The sequence below is a fragment of the Pseudomonas marginalis genome (assembly GCF_001645105.1).
In the GTDB taxonomy this organism is placed as follows: domain Bacteria; phylum Pseudomonadota; class Gammaproteobacteria; order Pseudomonadales; family Pseudomonadaceae; genus Aquipseudomonas; species Aquipseudomonas petroselini.
Window position 1 is genome coordinate 14,376 of the sequence record NZ_LKEG01000015.1, and the last position, 20,506, is coordinate 34,881.

At 61.4% G+C, this 20,506-nt stretch carries 21 protein-coding genes; 13 read left to right on the top strand and 8 right to left on the bottom strand.

Translation table 11 applies throughout. The features are described from left to right. The first annotated feature begins 173 nt into the window (after window positions 1–173). Window positions 174–857 carry a DNA-3-methyladenine glycosylase gene (locus tag AO064_RS01470; RefSeq protein ID WP_064052195.1) on the top strand — a complete coding sequence of 228 codons (684 nt, stop codon included), beginning with the start codon at window positions 174–176 and terminating at the stop codon, window positions 855–857. 64 nt (window positions 858–921) lie between these two features. Continuing rightward, on the top strand, window positions 922–2,238 hold the full coding sequence (locus tag AO064_RS01475; RefSeq protein WP_064052196.1) for a bifunctional DedA family/phosphatase PAP2 family protein: 1,317 nt from the start codon (window positions 922–924) through the stop codon (window positions 2,236–2,238). Here AO064_RS01475 and AO064_RS01480 read toward each other — a convergent pair. The 4 genes from AO064_RS01480 to AO064_RS01495 form a co-directional block, all read right to left on the bottom strand. Then, a complete protein-coding gene (locus AO064_RS01480; RefSeq protein WP_064052237.1) occupies window positions 2,232–2,447 on the bottom strand; it encodes a hypothetical protein in 216 nt (71 codons plus the stop codon). The two genes, AO064_RS01475 and AO064_RS01480, sit on opposite strands and share 7 nt — an antisense overlap. 100 nt (window positions 2,448–2,547) lie before the next feature. Further along, complete coding sequence (locus AO064_RS01485; RefSeq protein ID WP_015886072.1) at window positions 2,548–3,138, bottom strand: LON peptidase substrate-binding domain-containing protein; 591 nt, start codon at window positions 3,136–3,138, stop codon at window positions 2,548–2,550. 21 nt (window positions 3,139–3,159) lie between these two features. Further along, window positions 3,160–3,876 carry an LrgB family protein gene (locus AO064_RS01490; RefSeq protein ID WP_015886073.1) on the bottom strand — a complete coding sequence of 239 codons (717 nt, stop codon included), beginning with the start codon at window positions 3,874–3,876 and terminating at the stop codon, window positions 3,160–3,162. Then, the gene (locus AO064_RS01495; protein ID WP_015886074.1) at window positions 3,873–4,226 is read right to left on the bottom strand and encodes a CidA/LrgA family protein; all 354 of its coding nucleotides are present in this window, start codon (window positions 4,224–4,226) and stop codon (window positions 3,873–3,875) included. The genes AO064_RS01490 and AO064_RS01495 overlap by 4 nt, the downstream gene beginning before the upstream one ends. Window positions 4,227–4,402: 176 nt before the next feature. Between AO064_RS01495 and AO064_RS01500 the strand changes: the two genes are divergently transcribed. The 3 genes from AO064_RS01500 (at window position 4,403) to AO064_RS01510 (ending at window position 7,352) form a co-directional block, all read left to right on the top strand. Continuing rightward, the gene (locus tag AO064_RS01500; RefSeq protein ID WP_003194496.1) at window positions 4,403–4,858 is read left to right on the top strand and encodes a MaoC family dehydratase; all 456 of its coding nucleotides are present in this window, start codon (window positions 4,403–4,405) and stop codon (window positions 4,856–4,858) included. A gap of 104 nt (window positions 4,859–4,962) precedes the next feature. Beyond that, entirely contained in the window at window positions 4,963–6,681 is a 1,719-nt protein-coding gene (locus tag AO064_RS01505) for a C13 family peptidase (protein WP_064052197.1), read from the top strand. 29 nt (window positions 6,682–6,710) lie between these two features. Further along, window positions 6,711–7,352: an oxidoreductase gene (locus tag AO064_RS01510; RefSeq protein ID WP_064052198.1), complete on the top strand. Its 642-nt coding sequence runs from the start codon at window positions 6,711–6,713 to the stop codon at window positions 7,350–7,352. A gap of 38 nt (window positions 7,353–7,390) precedes the next feature. On the opposite strand, the gene AO064_RS01515 is transcribed toward AO064_RS01510, so the two are convergent. From AO064_RS01515 to AO064_RS01530, 4 genes are read right to left on the bottom strand one after another with little or no spacing between them, the layout of a single operon-like run. Continuing rightward, a complete protein-coding gene (locus tag AO064_RS01515) occupies window positions 7,391–7,675 on the bottom strand; it encodes a YceK/YidQ family lipoprotein (RefSeq protein WP_015886077.1) in 285 nt (94 codons plus the stop codon). After that, window positions 7,668–8,297 carry a flavin prenyltransferase UbiX gene (ubiX, locus tag AO064_RS01520; RefSeq protein WP_010206807.1) on the bottom strand — a complete coding sequence of 210 codons (630 nt, stop codon included), beginning with the start codon at window positions 8,295–8,297 and terminating at the stop codon, window positions 7,668–7,670. The genes AO064_RS01515 and ubiX overlap by 8 nt, the downstream gene beginning before the upstream one ends. Next, window positions 8,294–9,643 carry a UDP-N-acetylmuramate:L-alanyl-gamma-D-glutamyl-meso-diaminopimelate ligase gene (gene mpl, locus AO064_RS01525; RefSeq protein WP_064052199.1) on the bottom strand — a complete coding sequence of 450 codons (1,350 nt, stop codon included), beginning with the start codon at window positions 9,641–9,643 and terminating at the stop codon, window positions 8,294–8,296. The genes ubiX and mpl overlap by 4 nt, the downstream gene beginning before the upstream one ends. A 57-nt stretch (window positions 9,644–9,700) precedes the next feature. Next, entirely contained in the window at window positions 9,701–11,608 is a 1,908-nt protein-coding gene (locus tag AO064_RS01530; RefSeq protein WP_064052200.1) for a sigma-54-dependent Fis family transcriptional regulator, read from the bottom strand. 273 nt (window positions 11,609–11,881) lie between these two features. Here AO064_RS01530 and exaC point away from each other — a divergent pair, with 273 nt between their 5' ends. The 8 genes from exaC to ppa all read left to right on the top strand — a co-directional run bounded on the left by exaC (window position 11,882) and on the right by ppa (window position 20,308). After that, a complete protein-coding gene (exaC, locus tag AO064_RS01535; protein ID WP_064052201.1) occupies window positions 11,882–13,402 on the top strand; it encodes an acetaldehyde dehydrogenase ExaC in 1,521 nt (506 codons plus the stop codon). A gap of 207 nt (window positions 13,403–13,609) precedes the next feature. Then, a complete protein-coding gene (eat, locus tag AO064_RS01540) occupies window positions 13,610–15,043 on the top strand; it encodes an ethanolamine permease (protein WP_015886082.1) in 1,434 nt (477 codons plus the stop codon). Between the two features lie 64 nt (window positions 15,044–15,107). Next, window positions 15,108–16,502 carry an ethanolamine ammonia-lyase subunit EutB gene (locus AO064_RS01545; RefSeq protein WP_015886083.1) on the top strand — a complete coding sequence of 465 codons (1,395 nt, stop codon included), beginning with the start codon at window positions 15,108–15,110 and terminating at the stop codon, window positions 16,500–16,502. Beyond that, a complete protein-coding gene (gene eutC / locus AO064_RS01550) occupies window positions 16,499–17,332 on the top strand; it encodes an ethanolamine ammonia-lyase subunit EutC (RefSeq protein WP_064052202.1) in 834 nt (277 codons plus the stop codon). Before AO064_RS01545 ends, eutC begins: the two co-directional genes overlap by 4 nt. Before the next feature lie 92 nt (window positions 17,333–17,424). After that, a complete protein-coding gene (locus AO064_RS01555) occupies window positions 17,425–17,883 on the top strand; it encodes a GNAT family N-acetyltransferase (RefSeq protein ID WP_015886085.1) in 459 nt (152 codons plus the stop codon). Window positions 17,884–18,192: 309 nt separating this feature from the next. Then, window positions 18,193–18,849: a DedA family protein gene (locus AO064_RS01560; protein WP_043205963.1), complete on the top strand. Its 657-nt coding sequence runs from the start codon at window positions 18,193–18,195 to the stop codon at window positions 18,847–18,849. 6 nt (window positions 18,850–18,855) lie between these two features. Next, a complete protein-coding gene (locus AO064_RS01565; protein WP_064052203.1) occupies window positions 18,856–19,671 on the top strand; it encodes a M90 family metallopeptidase in 816 nt (271 codons plus the stop codon). Between the two features lie 109 nt (window positions 19,672–19,780). Continuing rightward, window positions 19,781–20,308 (top strand): inorganic diphosphatase, encoded by a 528-nt coding sequence (ppa, locus tag AO064_RS01570; protein ID WP_064052204.1) that lies wholly within the window; start codon window positions 19,781–19,783, stop codon window positions 20,306–20,308. Window positions 20,309–20,506: the final 198 nt, after the last annotated feature.

The window sequence follows — 20,506 nt, forward strand, 5'->3', positions numbered from 1 at the left end:
TCAGGGAGTCTTGGCAAAGAGGAAAGCGGCAGATTATAGCTGTGACGCCGCCCGACTGACAGCGGTGAGGGGCGGATGGTCGAAATGAACTGTAAAAACCTGGGGTTCAGCGGTAATTAAGGTGGGAGTTGTTATGATTCGGTCACATTTAGCCGTATTTACCCCTGACCGCCATGCCCAGCTCATCGCCCCAACGCCCCGCCAGCGCCCTGCCCGACCGCTTCTTCGACCGGGACGCGCAAATCCTGGCGCAAGCATTGCTCGGAAAAGTCATACGCCATCGTGTCGGCGAAATCTGGCTTTCGGCGCGAATTATTGAAACCGAAGCGTATTACGTGGCCGAAAAAGGCAGTCACGCTTCATTGGGCTACACAGAAAAGCGTAAGGCTTTGTTTCTGGATGGTGGCCATATCTACATGTACTACGCCCGTGGCGGCGACTCCCTGAACTTCAGCTCCCATGGGCCGGGCAATGCCGTGCTGATCAAATCAGCGTATCCATGGGTCGACGACGTGTCCGGCCCGGCCAGCCTGGCGCAGATGTTGCTGAACAACCCGAACGCCGACGGCAGCCCGCGCGCCGCGCAAAAGCTGTGCGCAGGCCAGACACTGCTGTGCAAAGCCCTGGGGTTGAAGGTACCGATGTGGGACGCCAAGCGCTTCGATCAGGCGTTGCTCTACGTTGAAGACGTGGGCCAGACCCCGACGCAGATCATACAAACCACCCGCCTGGGCATCCCCAGCGGCCGCGATGAACACCTGATGTACCGCTTCGTCGATGCAGGCTATGCGCCATATTGCACACGGAACCCGCTGCGCCGGGGTCAGGTCGAAGGCCGCGACTACGTTTTGATTTGAATGGATCCAGACGGCTGCAACACAGCAGATCAAGTTATGTATTACATAGAGGGAGTGACGTTGTATGGGCCAATGGCTCGATAGCATTACCGGCTGGCTGACCCTGAACCCCGAATGGCTGGCGGTCGCGGTGTTTATCGTCGCCTGTGTGGAGTGCCTGGCCATTGCCGGGCTGATCGTGCCGGGCACGGTTTTATTGTTTGCGATTGCGGCGCTGGCCGGCAGCGGCGCGCTGTCATTGAGCGAAACCCTGCTGGTGGGCTTCCTGGGGGGGCTACTCGGTGACGGGGTTTCCTATTACCTGGGCCGACATTTCCATCAAAACATCCGGCGCCTGCCCGGCCTGCGCCATCACCCCGAATGGATGAACGGCGCTGAAACCTACTTCCACAAATACGGCATCGCCAGCCTGCTGGTCGGACGCTTCATCGGTCCGCTGCGCCCCATGCTGCCGATGGTGGCGGGGATGTGCGACATGCCGTTTCCGCGCTTCGCGGTGGTGAGCATTGTGGCTGCGGCGGGCTGGTCGGCCGCCTATCTGCTACCGGGCTGGGCGACTGGTGCCGCCTTCCGCCTGCCGTTGCCCGAAGGTTTCTGGCCCGAGGCGGCGGTGGTGGCTGCGTGCCTTGCTGTGTTGATTGGGCTCAGCCTGAACAGCAGCTTGCGCGGCCATCGTCGCGCCACCTTGTGGGTCGGCTGCGCCAGCCTGACGTTGTTGATCGCCGTGTTTATCGGCTATCACTCGCTGGACAACTTTGACCAGGGCCTGAGCGCCCTCGTGCAGGAGCATCGTAGCCCGTGGCTCGACGAAGTCATGGTGCGGATCACCCAACTGGGTGAGTTCAAGAAAATGTTTTTCGCCAGCGCCGTGTTCACCGGCCTGCTGTTACTGGCGCGGCAATGGCGTCATGCCGTGTTCGTCGGCGCCACATTGGCCGGGTCTGCTGTCATCAATACGGGAACCAAGCTGTTTTTCGCCCGTGGCCGCCCGGAAATCCTTACAGACCCACTGACCAGCTTCAGCATGCCCAGCGGCCATGCGTCCGGCGCGTTCGCGTTTTTCCTGGCGTTGGCGGTATTGGCCGGTCGTGGACAACCCATCCGGCTGCGCCTGACCTGGATGCTGCTGGGCTGCATTCCCGCGGCGTTCATTGCGCTGTCGCGGGTCTATCTTGGCGCCCATTGGCCCACCGACATCCTGGCCGGCACGCTGCTGGCGATGACGGTGTGTGCGTTCAGCCTGGGCGCCAGCGAGTATCGAAGCCCGCTGCCGGCCATGTCGCAGAAGACCTGGTGGCTGCTGTTACCGGCGCTGATCGCGGTGCTGAGCTTCATCGCGCTCACCGGCACCCCTCACGCCCTGCTCCGATATGCCTACTGACCCTTGGCCGGGCCGATCCAACCGACGGAGGCGGCTCGGCGCTCAACGCAGCGTTCACGCCGCTCCAGCAACATCTCATCGGCAATTTCCGCCGCGCGCTCGGCGATGTACTCCGGGCCGCGGTTTGCCTCTTGCTGGATCAGTTGCGCGGTCACGCTGATGAGAAACCCGTCCCAGACCGCCTGCTCCGAGTGCGCTAGCCGAATCATGTTCATCCCCTGACCCTGAGTGTGTGATCGGAGACTATTTCAGGCCCCGCGCACGGGACAACGAAGGAACGTCTGATAACAACGCCGGATATTTCCGAAGTCAGTTGAACAGCTCACCCTGCAACTCATCCAGTAACATCTGGATCGCATCCAGCCGCTGCTGCGGGTCGTCGAGTTGCAGCAGGTCGATCTTGTCGGCCTCGGTGAAGGGCAGCAGATACGCCAGCTGGTTGCCCAAGGCTTGCTGCCCTTCGGCGCGGGCGTCCATGTCCAGCGAGGCCACCATCGGGTGCTCGGCCAATGCCTGCAGCAGCGCCAGCAGGTCGGCATCCTCTTCTTCCAGCGGCTGGTCCGGCAGGTCTTCGAGCCATTGCACGTCGGCCACCAGCAATTGGTCCTTCTGCACGCCGGCGTCACGTACCCGGAACCGGCGACCGCCTTCCACGCGAATGCCCAGCAGGCCGTTGTCCTGCTGCTTGAAGTCGCGAATCAGCGCTTCACAGCCGATCAGCGCGTAGCCGTCCGGGGCCATGCCTACCTCCTTGCCGTCGAGGATGCACACCACGCCGAAGCTTTCGCCTTTTTTCATGCAGCGGCTGATCATGTCCAAGTAGCGCGCCTCGAACAATTGCAGGTCGAGGGTGCAACCAGGGAACAGCACGGTATTGAGCGGGAACAGCGCCAGACTCATAAAGGTTTCCTTAAACCCGGTTTAAACGATCACCGACACGGCCAGCGGCAGGAACACTGCCGTGGCCACGCCCATCAGACTCATGGCCAGCGCTGCAAAGGCGCCGCACTCTTCGCTTTCCTGCAAGGCCACCGAGGTGCCGACAGCATGGGCGGTCATGCCCAGCGCCATGCCGCGCGCTTCCGGGCTGTGCACGCCCAACCGTGACAAATACGCCGGGCCGATCATCGCACCCACCACCCCGGTGATCAGCACAAACACCGCCGCCAGCGCCGCCACACCCCCGATCTGCTCGGCCACCAGCATGGCAATCGGCGAGGTCACCGACTTGGGCGCCATGGTCATCAGCATCATGTGTTCGGCGCCAAACCACCTACCCAGCACGACACAGAGCCCGGTAGCCAGCACCCCGCCTACCACCAGCGTAGTAAAAATCGGCCAGAACAATTGGCGGATGCGCCGCAGGTTCAAATAAAGCGGTACGGCCAGGGCCACCGTCGCCGGGCCCAGCAGGATGCCCATGATTTCGGTGCTCTTGCGGTACTCGGCGTAGCTCAGGCCACAGGTCAGCAACACGCCGATCACCAGCAGCATGGACACCAGCACCGGCTGCAGGAAGATCCAGCGGGTTTTCTCGAAACCTGCGAGTACCACTTGATAAGCGCCGAGGGTGATGCCGATGCCAAACAACGGATGGTGGATCACCGCCGTCCACGCGCCCTGCCAGTCGAAGGTCATTGATCCTTCTCCTTGCGCTTGACCATCTGTTGCATCAGCACGCCGACAAAGCCCATGGCGATCACCAGCGACAGCACCAGCGCGCCGACGATGGCCCAGAAATCAGCGGCGATGTCCTTGGCATACACCATGACCCCCACCGCCGGCGGCACCAGCAGTAACGGCAGGTACCGCAACAGGCTGCTGGCCGCCAGGCTCAATGGCTCGCCGACTTCACCTCGCCAGACCAGAAAGCCCAGCATCAGCAGCAAACCGATGATCGGCCCCGGCAGCACCGGCAACAGCAAATGGTTGATTGCGGTGCCGATCAGTTGAAACAGCACCAGCCAGGTCAGGCCACGTAACAGCATCCGTTCTTCCCCCTCAAGACTCGCCCGCATTATAAACATGCCCGCCCTATGCACCGGCATTCGCCAAAAGCATGGTGGGTTGACCGGGCTGATTGGCCATGATGATCTACATTGGTTCTCTGTAACCCATAAAAACCCGACGTTGTGCACCGCATGATGAACCAAGGAGAGACGCAATGCCCTATGTACCCGTAGCGCAGCTCAAAGACTATGTCGGCAAGGAACTGGGACGTTCCGAGTGGCTCACCATCGACCAGGCACGTATCAACCTGTTCGCCGAGGCCACGGGCGACCACCAGTTCATCCACGTCGACCCGGTCAAGGCCGCGCAGACTCCATTTGGCAGCACCATCGCCCACGGTTTCCTGTCGCTGTCGCTGATGCCCAAGTTGATGGAAGACATCCTGATCATGCCTGAAGGCCTGAAGATGGCGGTCAACTACGGTCTGGACAGCGTGCGCTTTATCCAGCCGGTGAAGGTCAACTCCAAGGTGCGCCTGAACGTGACCCTCACCGACGTCACCGAGAAAAAGCCTGGCCAATGGCTGTTCAAGGCCACCGCCACCCTGGAAATCGAAGGGCAGGAAAAACCGGCTTACATTGCTGAGTCGTTGTCGCTCTGCTTCGTGTAAGCCTTCCCTGTGGTGAGGGATAAAACCTCACCACAGTGTATGTAAATTTATGTATGTAACTCGCAGCTGCGGCATACTCGGCGCTCAATTACCCGGATCCCGCTATGCGCCCACTCGCTCCCCTCGCCCTTGCCCTGTTGCTCACCGCTTGCGGAGATGGCGAATCGCTGTTGCCGCCCGATGCGCGCCTGCCCGACGGCGGACGCTACCGGGGCGATGTGGTCAATGGCTTGCTGCAAGGCCAGGGGCGCGTGGACTACCCCAACGGCAGTTGGTACGCCGGCCAGTTCGACAAAGGCCAATGGCACGGCCAGGGCGAGTGGCATGGCAGCAATGGCGAAGTCTATAAAGGCCAGTTCCAGCAGGGTTTGTTCGATGGCCAGGGCAGCCTGACCACCGCGGGCAGCCACTATGTGGGCGGCTTCAAGAATGGCCGGCGCAACGGCGAAGGCACCCTCAAAGAGGGGCAAATGACCTATCGCGGCGAATTCAAGGACGACCAGTATTCGGGCCTCGGTCGTCTGGAACTGGCTGACGGCAGTCAGTATCAAGGCCAGTTCGCCCACGGCAAACCGAATGGCGAAGGCCAACGCAACGATGACAGCGGCAACCAGTTCAGCGGCCATTTCGTCGATGGCCAACTGGAAGGCAACGGTACGTTCAACAGTGCCGACGGCGATATCTATGTCGGCCAGTTCAAACAGAACCAGCTCAACGGCAAGGGCCGCTATGAGAACGCCGACGGCGACGTGTGGATCGGCCAGTTCAAGGAGGGCGCGCTCAGCGGCAAAGGCGAATTGATCGGCGTCGACGGCAGCCACTATGTCGGCCAGTTCAGCGATTGGCGCTTTACCGGTGAGGGCCGCCTGAACCTGTCCGACGGCAGTTTCTATATCGGTGGTTTCGACAGCGACAGCTATCAAGGCAAAGGCACCCTTGTCCTTACTGACGGCACCGTACACGCCGGCACCTGGGTCAATGGCATGCGCGTGCGCGACGCCGACGGAAAACTGTTGCCCGACCCTCTGGAAATCGGCGTACTAGCCCAGGGTCACCTGCTGGATGCGGCGCTTGCCGCCGTGCCCGCCTCCACCCCCGCCGTAGAGCTCTATACCCTGGCCGTGGCCGGCGACGGTAAACAAAGCGTGTTCCTGCGCGAGGCCGACTACGTCAGTAACCTGCTCGCCACCCGGTTCGGCGCGCGTGGGCAGATCCGCCTGGTCAATCACCGCGACCACATCGCCGACCGCCCCCTGGCCACGCGCGAAAGCCTGCGTCGCGCCGTGCAAACCCTGGCCGAGCGCACCGGCCCGGAAGACCTGGTATTTATCTACATGACCAGCCACGGCACCCACGAACACGAACTGGTGCTGGACCAACCGCGCATGGAGCTGGCCGATTTGCCTGCCGATGAGTTGGCCGCCGTGCTGGCACCGCTGAAGAACCGCGACAAAATCGTGGTGATTTCGGCCTGCTACTCCGGCGGGTTCATCCCGGCGCTGAAAGATGAACGCACGCTGATCATGACCGCCTCGCGGGCCGACCGGGTGTCCTTCGGGTGTTCCGAGGAAGCTGACTTCACCTACTTTGGCGATGCCCTCTTCGCCCAAGCCTTCAACCAGACCGACGACTTGCAGCAAGCCTTCAAGCTGGCACAACTGCAGGTGGCCGAACGCGAACAGGCGGACAACTTCGAAGCCTCCGAACCGCAGATCTGGGCCCCCAAGGGCGTCATCGCCCACTGGCAATTATTACGCAAACAGCAGGCACGAAAGGCGCTCGAAAGCGTCTCAATGAATAGCAAGGAAGCCAAAGGCAACTAAGCTGAACTGTGTAACAAGGGGGAAACACCATGTACCTGACGCCTCAGCATATCTTGCTCGCCGGAGCTTCCGGCCTTACCGGCGAACACCTGCTTGACCGCCTGCTCAACGAACCCACCGTCACCCGCGTGCTCGCACCCAGCCGCAAACCATTGGCCGAACACCCGCGCCTGGAAAACCCGGTGGGCGACCCGGCCGTGTTTCTGCCGCAACTGAATGGCCGGGTGGACATCGCCTTCTGCTGCCTGGGCACCACGATCAAACAGGCAGGCTCCGAAGCCGCCTTCCGCGCCGTCGACCTGGACATGGTCGTGGCGTTCGCCAAGCGTGCGCGGGAAATGGGCGCGCGGCACCTGATCGTGATCAGCGCGATCGGCGCCGACCCGAAATCCTCGGTGTTCTATAACCGGGTCAAAGGGGAAATGGAACAGGCGCTGAAGGCCCAGGACTGGCCACAACTGACCATCGTGCGGCCGTCGTTGCTGCTGGGGGAACGGTTGGAGCCGCGCTTGGCCGAACAATTGGCCGGGCCGTTGTCGCGGTTGATTCCGGGCAAGTACCACGGCATCGAAGTGTGCGAACTGGCGCGAGCCATGTGGCGCCTGGCGCTGGAAGAGCAGGATGGGGTGCGGGTGGTGGAGTCGGATGAGTTACGCAAGCTAGGTAAGTAATGTTGCGATGACCGGGCAAGCCTGTTCAAAGATTTGCCCTATAGGCCACCTGTGGCGTTGAATCCAACGCCCAGCACCGTCAACACCGACAGCGGCAACAACAAGGTATCGAGCAACGCACTCGCCGGCAGGTCCACACCCGGATAAGTCGGCGCCTCAGCACCAAACCGGTCCTTGGCGCAGCAACCACCGTTCATTGCATACAAATCCAACCGCGTGCCGGCATACACCACTGGCGCGTTTGGCTGCGCGGCATCCAAGGTGCGCGCAGTGGCGCAGCCCGTGAGTTGCAACGCCAGCAAGATCAGCAGGGCCTTATTCATCGCTGCTCAAATGGTGTTCACCCCAGCGCGGCAGCATGTCCTGGGGGATGTTCAGCAGGTTGAGAATACGCGCCACTACAAAGTCCACCAGGTCATCGATGGTCTGCGGCTGGTGATAGAAACCGGGCGAGGCCGGCAGAATCGTCACGCCCATGTTCGACAATTTGAGCATGTGCTCCAAGTGAATACTCGAATACGGCGCTTCACGCGGCACCAGGATCAACTGGCGGCGCTCCTTCAAGGTCACGTCGGCCGCGCGCTCGATCAGGTTGTTGCAGGCACCGGTGGCAATCGCCGACAAGGTGCCCGTGGAACATGGCACCACCACCATCGCCGCCGGGGCACCCGAGCCGGAGGCCACGGGCGACATCCAGTCCTCTTTGCCGTAGACCTTGATCTGCCCCGCCGCCGCACCGGTGTACTCGGTGAGGAAGGCCTGCATCATCTGCACCTTGGGCGGCAACGCCACGTCGGTCTCAGTGGCCATGACCAATTGCGCGGCCTTGGAGATGAGGAAGTGCACTTCGCGCTCTTCGCGCACCAGGCAATCCAACAGCCGCAGGCCATAGGGCGCGCCCGATGCACCGGTCATTGCCAGGGTGACACGTTCCGGCCCGCTCATTTCAGCGCCTCGGCCAGTTTGCCGTGCAGGCCGCCGAAGCCGCCGTTGCTCATGACCACCACGTGGGTACCGGGTTTGGCCTGCTGCCGAACGTGCTCAATGATGCCCTCGATGCTATCGCAGACGGTGGAGGGCACGGTGCACAGGGCAGCGATGCCCGGCAGGTCCCAGCCGAGGTTCGCCGGCGCATACCACACCGCCTCGTCGGCATCGTTGACGCTTTCGGGCAAACCATCGCGGTGCGCGCCGAGTTTCATGGAGTTGGAACGCGGTTCGATGATCGCAATGATCGGCGCATCACCGACACGCTTGCGCAGGCCATCCAATGTGGTAGCAATGGCCGTCGGGTGGTGGGCAAAGTCGTCGTAGATGGAAATCCCATTCACGTCGGCGACTTTTTCCATACGCCGCTTTACGCTCTTGAACGCGCTCAACGCGGCAATGCCCATGGACGGCACCACGCCCACATGCCGCGCAGCCGCCAGGGTCACCAAGGCATTGGCGACGTTGTGCTGGCCGGTCATGTCCCAATCGACAATGCCCTGGGCTTCGCCGTCGAACAGCACTTCAAACTTGGAACCGTCTTCGCTGAGCAGCTTGACCTGCCACTGCCCGCCCGCCCCGGTGGTCTGCACCGGGGTCCAGCAGCCCATCTCGATCACACGCTGCAAGGCCGGCTCGGTGGTCGGGTGGATCACCAGGCCTTCGCTTGGAATAGTGCGCACCAAATGGTGGAACTGCCGCTCGATGGCCGGCAGATCGGGGAAGATATCGGCGTGATCGAATTCCAGGTTGTTCAGGATCGCCGTGCGCGGGCGGTAGTGAACGAACTTGGAGCGCTTGTCGAAAAAGGCGCTGTCGTATTCGTCTGCCTCGATCACGAAAAACGGCGTATCGCCCAAGCGCGCGGATACCGAGAAGTTCTGCGGCACACCGCCGATCAGGAAACCCGGGCTCATACCCGCGTGTTCCAGCACCCAGGCCAGCATGCTGCTGGTGGTGGTCTTGCCGTGTGTGCCGGCAACCGCCAGCACCCACCGGCCTTGCAACACATGGTCGGCCAGCCATTGCGGGCCAGACACATAAGGCAAACCTTTATTGAGTACGTACTCGACCGCCGGGTTGCCACGCGACATGGCGTTGCCGATCACCACCAGGTCCGGCACCGGGTTGAATTGCGCGGGGTCGTAGCCTTGGGTCAACGCAATGCCCTGAGCCTCGAGTTGCGTGCTCATGGGCGGGTAAACGTTGGCGTCGGAGCCGGTGACGTGATGGCCCAGCTCTTTGGCCAGTACCGCCATCGAGCCCATGAACGTGCCGCAAATACCGAGAATATGAATGTGCATAGTCGACCTCGTAAAACATCGAGGCAGGTTAGCGCAGGGGGGCGAAAATCGCACCCTTTAGCTGAGGGCGTGGCGTGCGATACCGTGCCTGCGCAGCTTTCTATACAGCGTGTTGCGGCTGACGCCCAACTGCTCCGCCGTGTGCGTCATGTGCCAGCGCTGTTGCTGCAAAGCGGTGAGCAATGCCAGGCGCTCCGCGTCTTCCAGCGGCGACTCTGCGGGCTTGGCCTGCGCGACGGCCACCGGGCGGGCCTGGCGAATCTGCGCGGGCAAGTCCTCAAGCGCTACGCGCCCTTCATCACACAGCGCCACCAGCGTACGCAGCACCGTGCGTAACTGGCGCACGTTACCCGGCCAGGCAAATGCCAACAGCGCCATACGCGCCGCCGGGTCGAGCGCCACCGCTTCGCCATTGGCCTCCTGCGCCAGCAGGAAGTCCAGCAACTGGGATTTATCACTGCGCTCGCGCAAAGCGGGCAACCCGACTTCCAGGCCATTGAGCCGGTAATACAAGTCCTCGCGGAAGCTGCCGTCCTGCACACGCTCCAGCAAATTCCGGTGGGTTGCGCTGATAATTCGTACGTTCACAGCCTGGGGCTCACCGCCGAGCGGGACCACCAGCCGATCCTCCAGCACCCTTAATAGACGGGTTTGCAGCGCCAGGGGCATATCGCCGATTTCATCGAGGAACAGGGTGCCGCCATCGGCCTGCTGCAACTTGCCTTGCATGCCCTCTTTGCGCGCGCCGGTAAAGCTGCCGCCGCGATAGCCGAACAGTTCGCTTTCGATCAGGCTTTCCGGGATGGCGGCGCAGTTGAGCGCCACGAATGCCTTGTCGGCACGCTGGCTGGCCTGGTGCACCGCCTTGGCGAAGGCCTCTTTACCGGAGCCGGTTTCGCCATTGATCAACAACGGCACATCGCGCTCGAATACCCGCAGCGCCTTGCTGAAGTCCCGTTGCAGCGCCGGATCGCCCAGGCAGATGCCGGGCAGGCGCGGCCGCTCCACCACGGCAGGCCGGGCGACCGGCGCGGGAACGCTGCGCGCCTGACCGCGCAGCGCCGCGAACAGCGGCCGGCCATCACGGGTACGCAGCGGCCAACTGGCCGTGGCATTGGCACTGGCGCGTCCGAGCAACTGGTCCAGGGAGCATTCGAAAAACGCCTCCACCGGCTGCCCCAACAAGCCGCCACGCAGCTGCCCCAACAGGTTCAGCGCGCTCTGGTTGACGGCACAAATGCGCCCGTTGCCATCAAACGCCAGCAGCCCTTCGCTGAACAGGCCCACCGACTCCGCCTGCAGATGAAAACGCAGCAACCAGTGGTGTTCAAAGTGACGCAGGAAGTAGCAACTCTCGATCATCTTCGCCGACAGGTTCACCAACGCCATGGTGTGAAACTGGCTCTGGCGCGACACGGCTTCGCGCGCCGAAGACACATCCAGCACGGCCAGCAGGTCACCGTGGGGATCGAACACCGGGCTCGCCGAACACGTCAGCCCGGTATGCCGGCCACGAAAGTGCTCATCGCGATGGATGGTCAGGGATTGGCGCTCCACCAGGCAGGTGCCGATGCCGTTGGTGCCTTCGCAGGCTTCGCTCCAATCCGCCCCCAGCCACAGCCCGGCGCGCTCGAAAATCTTACGCTCGGACGGCGCAGTGACACAGTTGAGGATCACGCCCCGCGCATCCGTGAGCAGCACGGCGTGCCCCGCGCCCGAGAGCTGCTGATGCAGGCTGTTCATCTCGCTGCCGGCGATGTGCAGCACCTGTTGCAGACGCTCGCGGCTTTCCAGCAGGCGGCCGTGTTCAAGCACGGTGGGGGCAATGGTTTGCGCAGGGTCGAGGTGATAGTCCTCCAGGCAACGCAGCCAGGAGCGGGCGATGGAGGGGTCGCTGGACGGGTCGCGGCCATGCGCCACAGTGAGCACCTGCTGGGCATGGCGACTGAAATGATCGTTGTGCATTTCTTATTATTCTCCCTGCGTGAGAGCGCCCAGCATCCCCCAGCCATCCGACCAATGCAATCCCGGGCCGACTCACTGGTCACGGGCTGTACCGCAAATGGCACAAACTGTCACATGACCTGTATCAGTCCTGCCACAGCAACGCCTTGCAACAATGCCCAAGCCCTTGATTTCCCTGGCCCACGAAGCGGTGGCCCAACCTTTGCTCTACGCTTTATCAAGCGCTTGCAGCGCTGCGCTCCCAATAAACATAAAAGCCAGGAGATACCCACCATGCGTTACGCACACCCCGGTACTGAAGGCGCCATCGTTTCGTTCAAGGCCAAGTACGGCAACTACATCGGTGGCGAGTTCGTTGCGCCGGTCGATGGCAACTACTTCACCAATACCTCGCCGGTCAACGGCAAGCCCATCGCCGAATTCCCGCGCTCCACGGCCAAAGACATCGACAAAGCCCTGGACGCCGCCCATGCCGCCGCCGACGCCTGGGGCAAGACCTCGGCCCAGGACCGCTCGCTGGTCCTGCTGAAAATCGCCGACCGCATCGAACAGAACCTCGAACTGCTGGCCATTACCGAAACCTGGGACAACGGCAAGGCCGTGCGTGAAACCCTCAACGCCGACATTCCGCTGGCGGCCGACCACTTCCGCTATTTCGCCGGTTGCATCCGTGCCCAGGAAGGCACCAGCGCCGAAATCAATGAACACACCGCGTCCTATCACTTCCATGAGCCACTGGGCGTGGTTGGCCAGATCATCCCGTGGAACTTCCCGCTGCTGATGGCGGCATGGAAGCTTGCCCCGGCCCTGGCCGCCGGCAACTGCGTGGTGCTCAAGCCTGCCGAGCAAACCCCGCTGGGCATCAACGTGCTGATGGAATTAATCGGCGACCTGCTACCACCGGGCGTACTGAACGTGGTGCACGGTTTCGGCAGAGAAGCCGGCGAAGCCCTGGCCACCAGCAAACGCATCGCCAAGATTGCCTTCACCGGTTCCACGCCAGTGGGCTCGCACATCATGCATGCGGCGGCCGAGAATATTATTCCGTCGACGGTGGAGCTGGGCGGCAAGTCGCCGAACATCTTCTTTGCCGACATCATGAAGGCCGAACCGTCGTTCATCGAAAAGGCTGCCGAAGGCCTGGTGCTGGCGTTCTTCAACCAAGGTGAAGTGTGCACCTGCCCGTCCCGCGCACTGGTGGAAGAGTCGATCTACGACGACTTCATGAAAGTGGTCATGAAGAAAGTCGAGCAGATCAAACGTGGCGACCCGCTCGACACCGACACCATGGTCGGCGCCCAGGCGTCCGAGCAGCAGTTCGACAAGATCCTGTCCTACCTGGAAATCGCCAAGGGCGAAGGCGCGCAACTGCTGACCGGCGGCAAGGTCGAGAAGCTCACCGGCGATATGGCCGGCGGCTATTACATCCAGCCGACCCTGCTCAAGGGCACCAATGAAATGCGCGTGTTCCAGGAAGAGATCTTCGGCCCGGTGGTGAGCATCACCACCTTCAAGGACGAAGCCGAAGCCCTGGCCATTGCCAACGACACCGAGTTCGGCCTGGGCGCCGGGGTGTGGACCCGCGACATCAACCGCGCCTACCGCATGGGCCGGGCGATCAAGGCAGGCCGCGTGTGGACCAACTGCTACCACCTGTACCCGGCGCATGCCGCATTCGGTGGCTACAAGAAGTCCGGCGTGGGGCGTGAAACCCACAAGATGATGTTGGATCACTACCAGCAGACCAAGAACTTGCTGGTGAGTTACGACATTAATCCACTGGGCTTCTTTTAACTAACCCGCCTCCCACATTTGAAATGCAATCAAATGTGGGAGGCGGCTTGACCCCGATTGCAGTGTGTCAGCCCCTAACTTTTTAACTGATCCACCGTCATCGGGGGCAAGCCCCCTCCCACCGTTTTAGATCTTCATAAGTACTTGCGAAGTGCATCCGGCACAAAGATGCCGAACTAAAAAAATAACAACGAAAGGTACTTTCCCATGCCTAGCGAACCTACAAGTTCATCCGTCGACTTTGAAAAAGTCGACTCCCAATACTTCCAACAACGTGAATTGAAAAAAGGCGCCGCCGGCTGGGTGCTGTTAGTCGGCCTTGGCGTTGCCTACGTGATCTCCGGTGACTACGCCGGTTGGAACTTCGGCCTGGCCCAAGGTGGCTGGGGCGGGATGTTCCTGGCCACCTTGCTGATGGCCACCATGTACCTGTGCATGTGTTTTTCCCTCGCCGAACTGTCGTCCATGATCCCCACCGCCGGCGGTGGCTACGGCTTTGCCCGCAGCGCCTTCGGTCCCTGGGGCGGGTTCCTCACCGGCACGGCCATCCTGATCGAATACGCCATCGCCCCCGCCGCCATCGCGGTGTTTATCGGCGCCTATTGCGAATCGCTGTTCGGCATCGGCGGCTGGATGATTTACCTGGCGTTCTACATCATTTTTATCGGCATCCACATTTTCGGTGTCGGCGAAGCCTTGAAGCTGATGTTTGTGATTACGGCTGTTGCTGCGATTGCGCTGGGGGTATTCCTGGTCGCCATGGTGCCGCACTTCAACGTCGCCAACCTGCTGGATATCCCGGTGAGCGAGGCCAAGGGCGCCAGCACTTTCCTGCCCTTCGGCTACGTGGGTGTGTGGGCGGCGATTCCGTATGCCATCTGGTTTTTCCTGGCGGTAGAGGGTGTGCCCCTGGCCGCCGAAGAGACCAAGAACCCGAAGCGCGACCTGCCGCGCGGCTTGATCGGCGCCATTGTGGTGCTGACCAGTTTTGCCCTGCTGATCCTGGTCATTGCTCCAGGGGGCGCCGGCACTTATGCGCTGATCAAGTCCGGCAACCCGCTGGTTGAAGCGCTGGCCTTGGCCTACGGCGGCTCGACCTGGATGGGCAGCTTCGTCAACCTGGTCGGCCTGGCAGGGCTGATCGCGAGCTTTTTCTCGATCATCTACGCCTATTCGCGGCAGATCTTCGCCCTGTCCCGCGCCGGCTACCTGCCGCGCAAACTGTCCCAGACCAATAAAAGCAAGGCACCCGTGCTGGCCCTGGTGATCCCCGGCATCATCGGCTTTGGCCTGTCGCTGACCGGCCAGGGTGATCTGCTGATTCTGGTAGCGGTGTTCGGCGCGACCATTTCCTATGTGCTGATGATGGCCGCGCACATCACCTTGCGCATCCGCCGCCCCAAAATGGATCGTCCGTACCGCACGCCGGGCGGTATTTTCACCTCAGGCATTGCGCTGGTACTGGCCTGCGTGGCCGTAGTGGCGGGCTTTCTGGTGGATCCGCGCGTAGTGATTGGCGCCGCGATCATCTATGGAGTATTAATTGCTTACTTTGCTTTCTACAGCCGGCATCACTTGGTAGCGGGTACGCCCGAAGAGGAATTCGCGGCGATCCAGGCCGCAGAGGCCGCCCTGCACTAGATGCCGTAAACCTCGACGCGGGTGCCATTCTCACAGTGGGCCCGCGCCATCAAGGAGACACTGTATGGCAAGCTTTTCCCACGCGGTGGGTGCTCAAACCTACCGCTTCGACAGCCTCAAGGACGTGATGGCCAAGGCCAGCCCCGCGCGTTCCGGAGACTTTCTCGCCGGCGTGGCCGCACAGAACGACGGTGAGCGGGTGGCGGCGCAGATGGCGTTGGCGAATATCCCGCTGAAACACTTTCTGCAAGAAGTGCTGATCCCCTATGAAAGCGATGAAGTCACCCGCCTGATCATCGACACCCACGATAAACAGGCATTTGCCGCCGTCAGCCACCTGACCGTCGGCGGCCTGCGCGACTGGCTGCTCAGCGACGCGGCCGATGAACACGCCCTACGCGCCTTGGCGCCAGGACTGACACCGGAAATGGCCGCCGCCGTGTCGAAGATCATGCGCGTCCAGGACCTGGTGTTGGTGGCGCAGAAGATCCGCGTGGTCACGCAATTTCGCGGCACCCTGGGCCTACGCGGACGTTTATCCACACGCCTGCAGCCCAACCATCCGACGGACGAACCGGCAGGCATCGCCGCGAGCATTCTCGACGGCCTGCTGTATGGCAACGGCGACGCCATGATCGGCATCAACCCGGCCACCGACAGCATCGCCTCGATCTGCGCCATGCTGGAAATGCTCGACGCGATCATCCAGCGCTACGAAATCCCGACCCAGGCCTGTGTACTCACCCATGTCACCACGTCCATCGAAGCGATCAACCGTGGCGTGCCGCTGGACCTGGTGTTCCAGTCGATTGCCGGCACAGAGGCGGCCAACGCCAGTTTCGGCATCAGCCTGAGCGTGCTGCAGGAGGGTTACGAAGCGGGTCTGAGCCTCAATCGCGGCACGTTGGGCCAGAACCTGATGTATTTCGAGACCGGCCAGGGCAGCGCCTTGTCGGCCAATGCGCACTTTGGTGTCGACCAGCAAACCTGCGAAACCCGCGCCTATGCGGTGGCCCGGCACTTCAAGCCGTTCCTGGTGAACACCGTGGTGGGCTTTATCGGGCCGGAGTACCTGTACAACGGCAAGCAAATCATCCGCGCCGGCCTTGAAGACCACTTCTGCGGCAAGCTGCTCGGCGTGCCGATGGGCTGCGACATCTGTTACACCAACCACGCCGAAGCCGACCAGGATGACATGGACACCCTGCTGACCCTGCTGGGCGTGGCCGGGATCAACTTCATCATGGGCATTCCCGGCTCCGACGACATCATGCTCAACTACCAGACCACCTCGTTCCACGACGCCTTGTACGCCCGCCAGACCTTGGGGTTGAAGCCGGCGCCGGAATTTGAGCAGTGGTTGGCGAAAATGGGCATCTTCACGCAAGCCGACGGCAAGGTGCACTTCGGCAACAGCCTGCCACCGGCGTTTCGCCAAGCCTTGGCGCAATTGGGATGAAGGAGCCGCCTGTGCAACTCGACCTGCCTGACAACCCCTGGCTGGAACTGCGCCGCCTGACGCCAGCCCGTATCGCCCTGGGCCGCACCGGCACCAGTATCCCCACCAATGCGCAGCTGGATTTTCAATTCGCCCACGCTCAGGCGCGGGACGCGGTGCATTTACCCTTTGATCATGCAGGCCTCAGCAGCCAATTGGCCGAACGCGGCCGCGACAGCCTGCTGCTGCACAGCGCTGCTGCCGACCGGCACAGCTACCTGCAACGCCCGGACCTGGGGCGGCGCCTCAGCGATGAATCGGCCCAGGCCTTGCGTGACCACGCCTCAGCCAATCCCGGCGGCGTGGACTTGGCAGTGGTCGTGGCCGATGGTTTATCGGCACTGGCCGTGCATAAACATACCTTGCCGTTTCTGACGCGCATGGAGGAACAAACCCACGCTGAAGGGTGGTCCTTGTCGCCGGTGATCCTGGTGGAGCAAGGCCGCGTGGCAGTGGCGGATGAAATCGGGCAATTGCTCGGTGCCAAGATGGTGGTGATCCTGATCGGCGAGCGGCCTGGGCTCAGTTCGCCGGACAGCCTGGGCCTGTATTTTACCTACAACCCCAAGGTCGGCCTGACTGATGCCTATCGCAATTGCATCTCCAACGTACGCCTGGAAGGCTTGAGCTACGGCATGGCGGCCCACCGCCTGCTTTACTTGATGCGAGAGGCGTGTCGGCGGCAACTGTCGGGGGTCAATCTCAAGGACGAGGCGCAGGTCCAGACCCTCGAATCCGATGATCCTGACCTGATGAAAGGCAATTTCCTGCTCAGTTCACCGGATGACTGATTGCGGCACGATTGCGCTTTTTCGTGCCTTTAGGCAGCATCGAGTCACGGCCGCTCGTGTGGTCATACCCCATTTGGAAGTTGAGGCCTGGCATGCGGATTACTCAAGCGACCCTGGAACACCTGGACCTGTTGACCCCGCTGTTCGTCAAATACCGTGAGTTCTACGGCGCCTTGCCCTTCCCGGACTCATCGCGGGGCTTTCTGGAAAAACGCCTGCGCCGCAAGGAGTCGGTGATTTACCTGGCCCTGGCCGATGATGACGACAAGAAGTTGCTGGGCTTTTGCCAGCTGTACCCAAGCTTTTCGTCGTTGTCGCTCAAGCGGGTGTGGATCCTCAATGACATCTATGTGGCGGAGGATGCTCGCCGGCAACTGGTGGCGGATAACCTGATGCGCACGGCGAAGAAGATGGCCAAGGAAACCCACGCGGTACGGCTGCGGGTGTCGACCAGCAGTGACAACGAAGTGGCGCAGAAGACCTATGAGTCGATCGGGTTTCGCGAAGACACCGAATTCAAGAACTACACGCTGCCGATCAGTGAGGATTGATCGCGGCAGCCCAAACACCTCAAATCTCATGTGGGAGGGTGCTTGCCCCCGATAGCAGTGTGTCAGTCAGCCAATTTATAACTGGCACTGCCTCATCGGGGGACAGCCCCCTCCCACATTTAGCCCTGCAGCGCTTGCAAGCCCGAGTACCACGACATCCCCCGCTACAAAACCAACACGCTTTTCACGACTCAATCCGTATAATGCGGACCTTTCAGGGTTGTAAGAAATGCGGCATACACTTGTAGCCTTATTACCCGAGCTTCCGCACAGGCCTGCTGAGCCGGGCCATTCACACAGGTGCCATCCATGGATTTCAACCCGCTCGACCTTATCCTGCATCTCGATGTGTACCTCGACCTGCTGGTAACCAATTACGGTCCGTGGATCTACGCCATTCTGTTTCTGGTCATCTTTTGCGAAACCGGCCTGGTGGTCATGCCGTTCCTGCCGGGTGATTCGTTGCTGTTCATCGCCGGCGCCGTGGCGGCAGGTGGCGGCATGGACCCGGTCCTGCTCGGCGGCTTGTTGATGCTGGCGGCGATCCTGGGCGACAGTACCAACTACGTGATCGGGCGAACGCTGGGCGAACGCTTGTTCAACAACCCGAACTCGAAAATCTTCCGTCGCGACTACCTGCAAAAAACCCACGATTTCTACGACAAGCACGGCGGCAAAACCGTGACCCTGGCGCGCTTCCTGCCGATCCTGCGCACCTTTGCACCGTTCGTTGCCGGTATCGCGAAAATGCCCTACGCGCGGTTCTTCGGGTTCAGCGTGCTCGGCACCATTCTGTGGGTCGGCGGCCTGGTGACCCTGGGCTACTTCTTCGGCAACGTACCGTTCATCAAGAAAAACCTGTCGTTGCTGGTGGTGTTCATCATCCTGCTGTCGCTGGTGCCGATGATTATTGGCGTGTTCCGCAGCCGTTTTGGCCGCGCGTCCTCCGAAGCCAAGCCGCAGTAACCTGCGATGTGGTCCCTCAGCGCCTGGCGTCGCCGGCGCTTGCTGGCCAAGCACCCGATTGCCGAGGACACCTGGCAACGGGTGCGCCACCACCTGACCTTCCTCGACGGCATCAGCCCCGAGCAGGACCAGTGGCTGCGCGAAGCCTGCGTGGTGTTCCTCGCCGAAAAGCACCTGACCGCCCTGCCCGGCGTTGAGCTGCACCAGGAACAACGCCTGCTGCTCGCCGCCCAGGCGCAACTGCCGCTGATGAACCTCGGCGACCTTGACTGGTACCAGGGCTTTCACGAAATCGTGCTGTACCCCGACGACTTCGTCAGCCCCCAGCGCCATCGCGACAGCAGCGGCATCGAGCACGAATGGGACGGCGAACACAGCGGCGAAGCCTGGCAACAAGGCCCGGTGATCCTCGCCTGGCCCGGCGTGCTCGCCAGCGGCAACTGGGAAGGCTACAACCTGGTCATCCACGAACTCGCGCACAAGCTCGACATGCTCAACGGCGACGCCAACGGCCTGCCGCCGCTGCACAACGACATGCGCGTGCAGGAATGGGCCAGCGTGATGCAAAGCGCCTACGACGACCTCAATCGCCAGTTGGACGACAACCCGGACGCTGACACTGAGATCGACCCCTACGCCGCTGAAAACCCGGCGGAATTCTTTGCCGTCACCAGCGAGTGTTTTTTCAGCGCCCCGGATTTACTGGTCAGTCGTTATCCACAGGTGTACGCCCAACTGAGTCGCTTTTATCGCCAGGATCCCCTGGCCCGCCTTACTCGACTGCAAGCCGACGACCCGCGTTATCAGTCGCAGGGCGAATGACCGTACGACGTCTGGCGCATGGCATCGGCGGCGGAATGTGCCTATAATCGCCGCCACTTTTAGGCCAATCCGGCCAAGTTTCTTGGCCAACTAACGGGGGCAACGCCCAATGAGCTACAGCAAGATTCCGGCTGGCAAAGACCTGCCGAACGACATCTACGTCGCCATCGAGATTCCGGCCAACCACGCGCCGATCAAATACGAAATCGACAAAGACAGCGACTGCCTGTTCGTTGACCGTTTCATGGCCACCCCGATGTTCTACCCGGCCAACTACGGTTTTATCCCTAACACCCTGGCTGACGACGGTGACCCCCTCGACGTGCTGGTCGTAACCCCTTATCCGGTTACTCCAGGCTCGGTTATCCGCGCACGCCCAGTCGGCATCCTGAACATGACCGACGACGGCGGCGGCGATGCCAAAGTGATCGCGGTTCCTCACGACAAGCTGTCCCGGCTGTACGTCGACGTGAAGGAATACACCGACCTGCCGCCACTGCTGCTGGAACAGATCAAGCACTTCTTCGAGAACTACAAAGACCTCGAAAAAGGCAAATGGGTGAAGATCGACGGTTGGGGCAACGCAGACGCCGCCCGCGCCGAGATCCTGAAGTCGGTTGCTGCCTACAAAGGCTGATACCGGTTCCTCATTGCTTCGGCAATTGAAAAAGCCCCGATCATTCGGGGCTTTTTTGTGGGAAACGCTAAACGACAAGTTCAATGTTTTGTAAACACTGTTTAACTTCATTCAAAATCCGAAGTATCAAGCTACAACTAAGCAAAGACCTACAACCGCAACTCAACGCATGGTTTATTTGATCTGTATTCCCGGCCA

Bases quoted from the DNA above. Each gene is read 5' to 3' on its own strand.
- eutC (WP_064052202.1), top strand. From the start codon at position 16,499: ATGAAGGAGCCGCCTGTGCAACTCGACCTGCCTGACAACCCCTGGCTG.
- AO064_RS01500 (WP_003194496.1), top strand. From the start codon at position 4,403: ATGCCCTATGTACCCGTAGCGCAGCTCAAAGACTATGTCGGCAAGGAA.
- eat (WP_015886082.1), top strand. From the start codon at position 13,610: ATGCCTAGCGAACCTACAAGTTCATCCGTCGACTTTGAAAAAGTCGAC.
- ubiX (WP_010206807.1), bottom strand. From the start codon at position 8,297: ATGAGCGGGCCGGAACGTGTCACCCTGGCAATGACCGGTGCATCGGGC.
- AO064_RS01560 (WP_043205963.1), top strand. From the start codon at position 18,193: ATGGATTTCAACCCGCTCGACCTTATCCTGCATCTCGATGTGTACCTC.
- AO064_RS01545 (WP_015886083.1), top strand. From the start codon at position 15,108: ATGGCAAGCTTTTCCCACGCGGTGGGTGCTCAAACCTACCGCTTCGAC.
- AO064_RS01555 (WP_015886085.1), top strand. From the start codon at position 17,425: ATGCGGATTACTCAAGCGACCCTGGAACACCTGGACCTGTTGACCCCG.
- AO064_RS01475 (WP_064052196.1), top strand. From the start codon at position 922: ATGGGCCAATGGCTCGATAGCATTACCGGCTGGCTGACCCTGAACCCC.
- AO064_RS01515 (WP_015886077.1), bottom strand. From the start codon at position 7,675: ATGAATAAGGCCCTGCTGATCTTGCTGGCGTTGCAACTCACGGGCTGC.
- AO064_RS01530 (WP_064052200.1), bottom strand. From the start codon at position 11,608: ATGCACAACGATCATTTCAGTCGCCATGCCCAGCAGGTGCTCACTGTG.
- AO064_RS01495 (WP_015886074.1), bottom strand. From the start codon at position 4,226: ATGCTGTTACGTGGCCTGACCTGGCTGGTGCTGTTTCAACTGATCGGC.
- AO064_RS01510 (WP_064052198.1), top strand. From the start codon at position 6,711: ATGTACCTGACGCCTCAGCATATCTTGCTCGCCGGAGCTTCCGGCCTT.
- AO064_RS01490 (WP_015886073.1), bottom strand. From the start codon at position 3,876: ATGACCTTCGACTGGCAGGGCGCGTGGACGGCGGTGATCCACCATCCG.
- AO064_RS01485 (WP_015886072.1), bottom strand. From the start codon at position 3,138: ATGAGTCTGGCGCTGTTCCCGCTCAATACCGTGCTGTTCCCTGGTTGC.
- ppa (WP_064052204.1), top strand. From the start codon at position 19,781: ATGAGCTACAGCAAGATTCCGGCTGGCAAAGACCTGCCGAACGACATC.
- mpl (WP_064052199.1), bottom strand. From the start codon at position 9,643: ATGCACATTCATATTCTCGGTATTTGCGGCACGTTCATGGGCTCGATG.
- AO064_RS01480 (WP_064052237.1), bottom strand. From the start codon at position 2,447: ATGATTCGGCTAGCGCACTCGGAGCAGGCGGTCTGGGACGGGTTTCTC.
- exaC (WP_064052201.1), top strand. From the start codon at position 11,882: ATGCGTTACGCACACCCCGGTACTGAAGGCGCCATCGTTTCGTTCAAG.
- AO064_RS01505 (WP_064052197.1), top strand. From the start codon at position 4,963: ATGCGCCCACTCGCTCCCCTCGCCCTTGCCCTGTTGCTCACCGCTTGC.
- AO064_RS01470 (WP_064052195.1), top strand. From the start codon at position 174: ATGCCCAGCTCATCGCCCCAACGCCCCGCCAGCGCCCTGCCCGACCGC.
- AO064_RS01565 (WP_064052203.1), top strand. From the start codon at position 18,856: ATGTGGTCCCTCAGCGCCTGGCGTCGCCGGCGCTTGCTGGCCAAGCAC.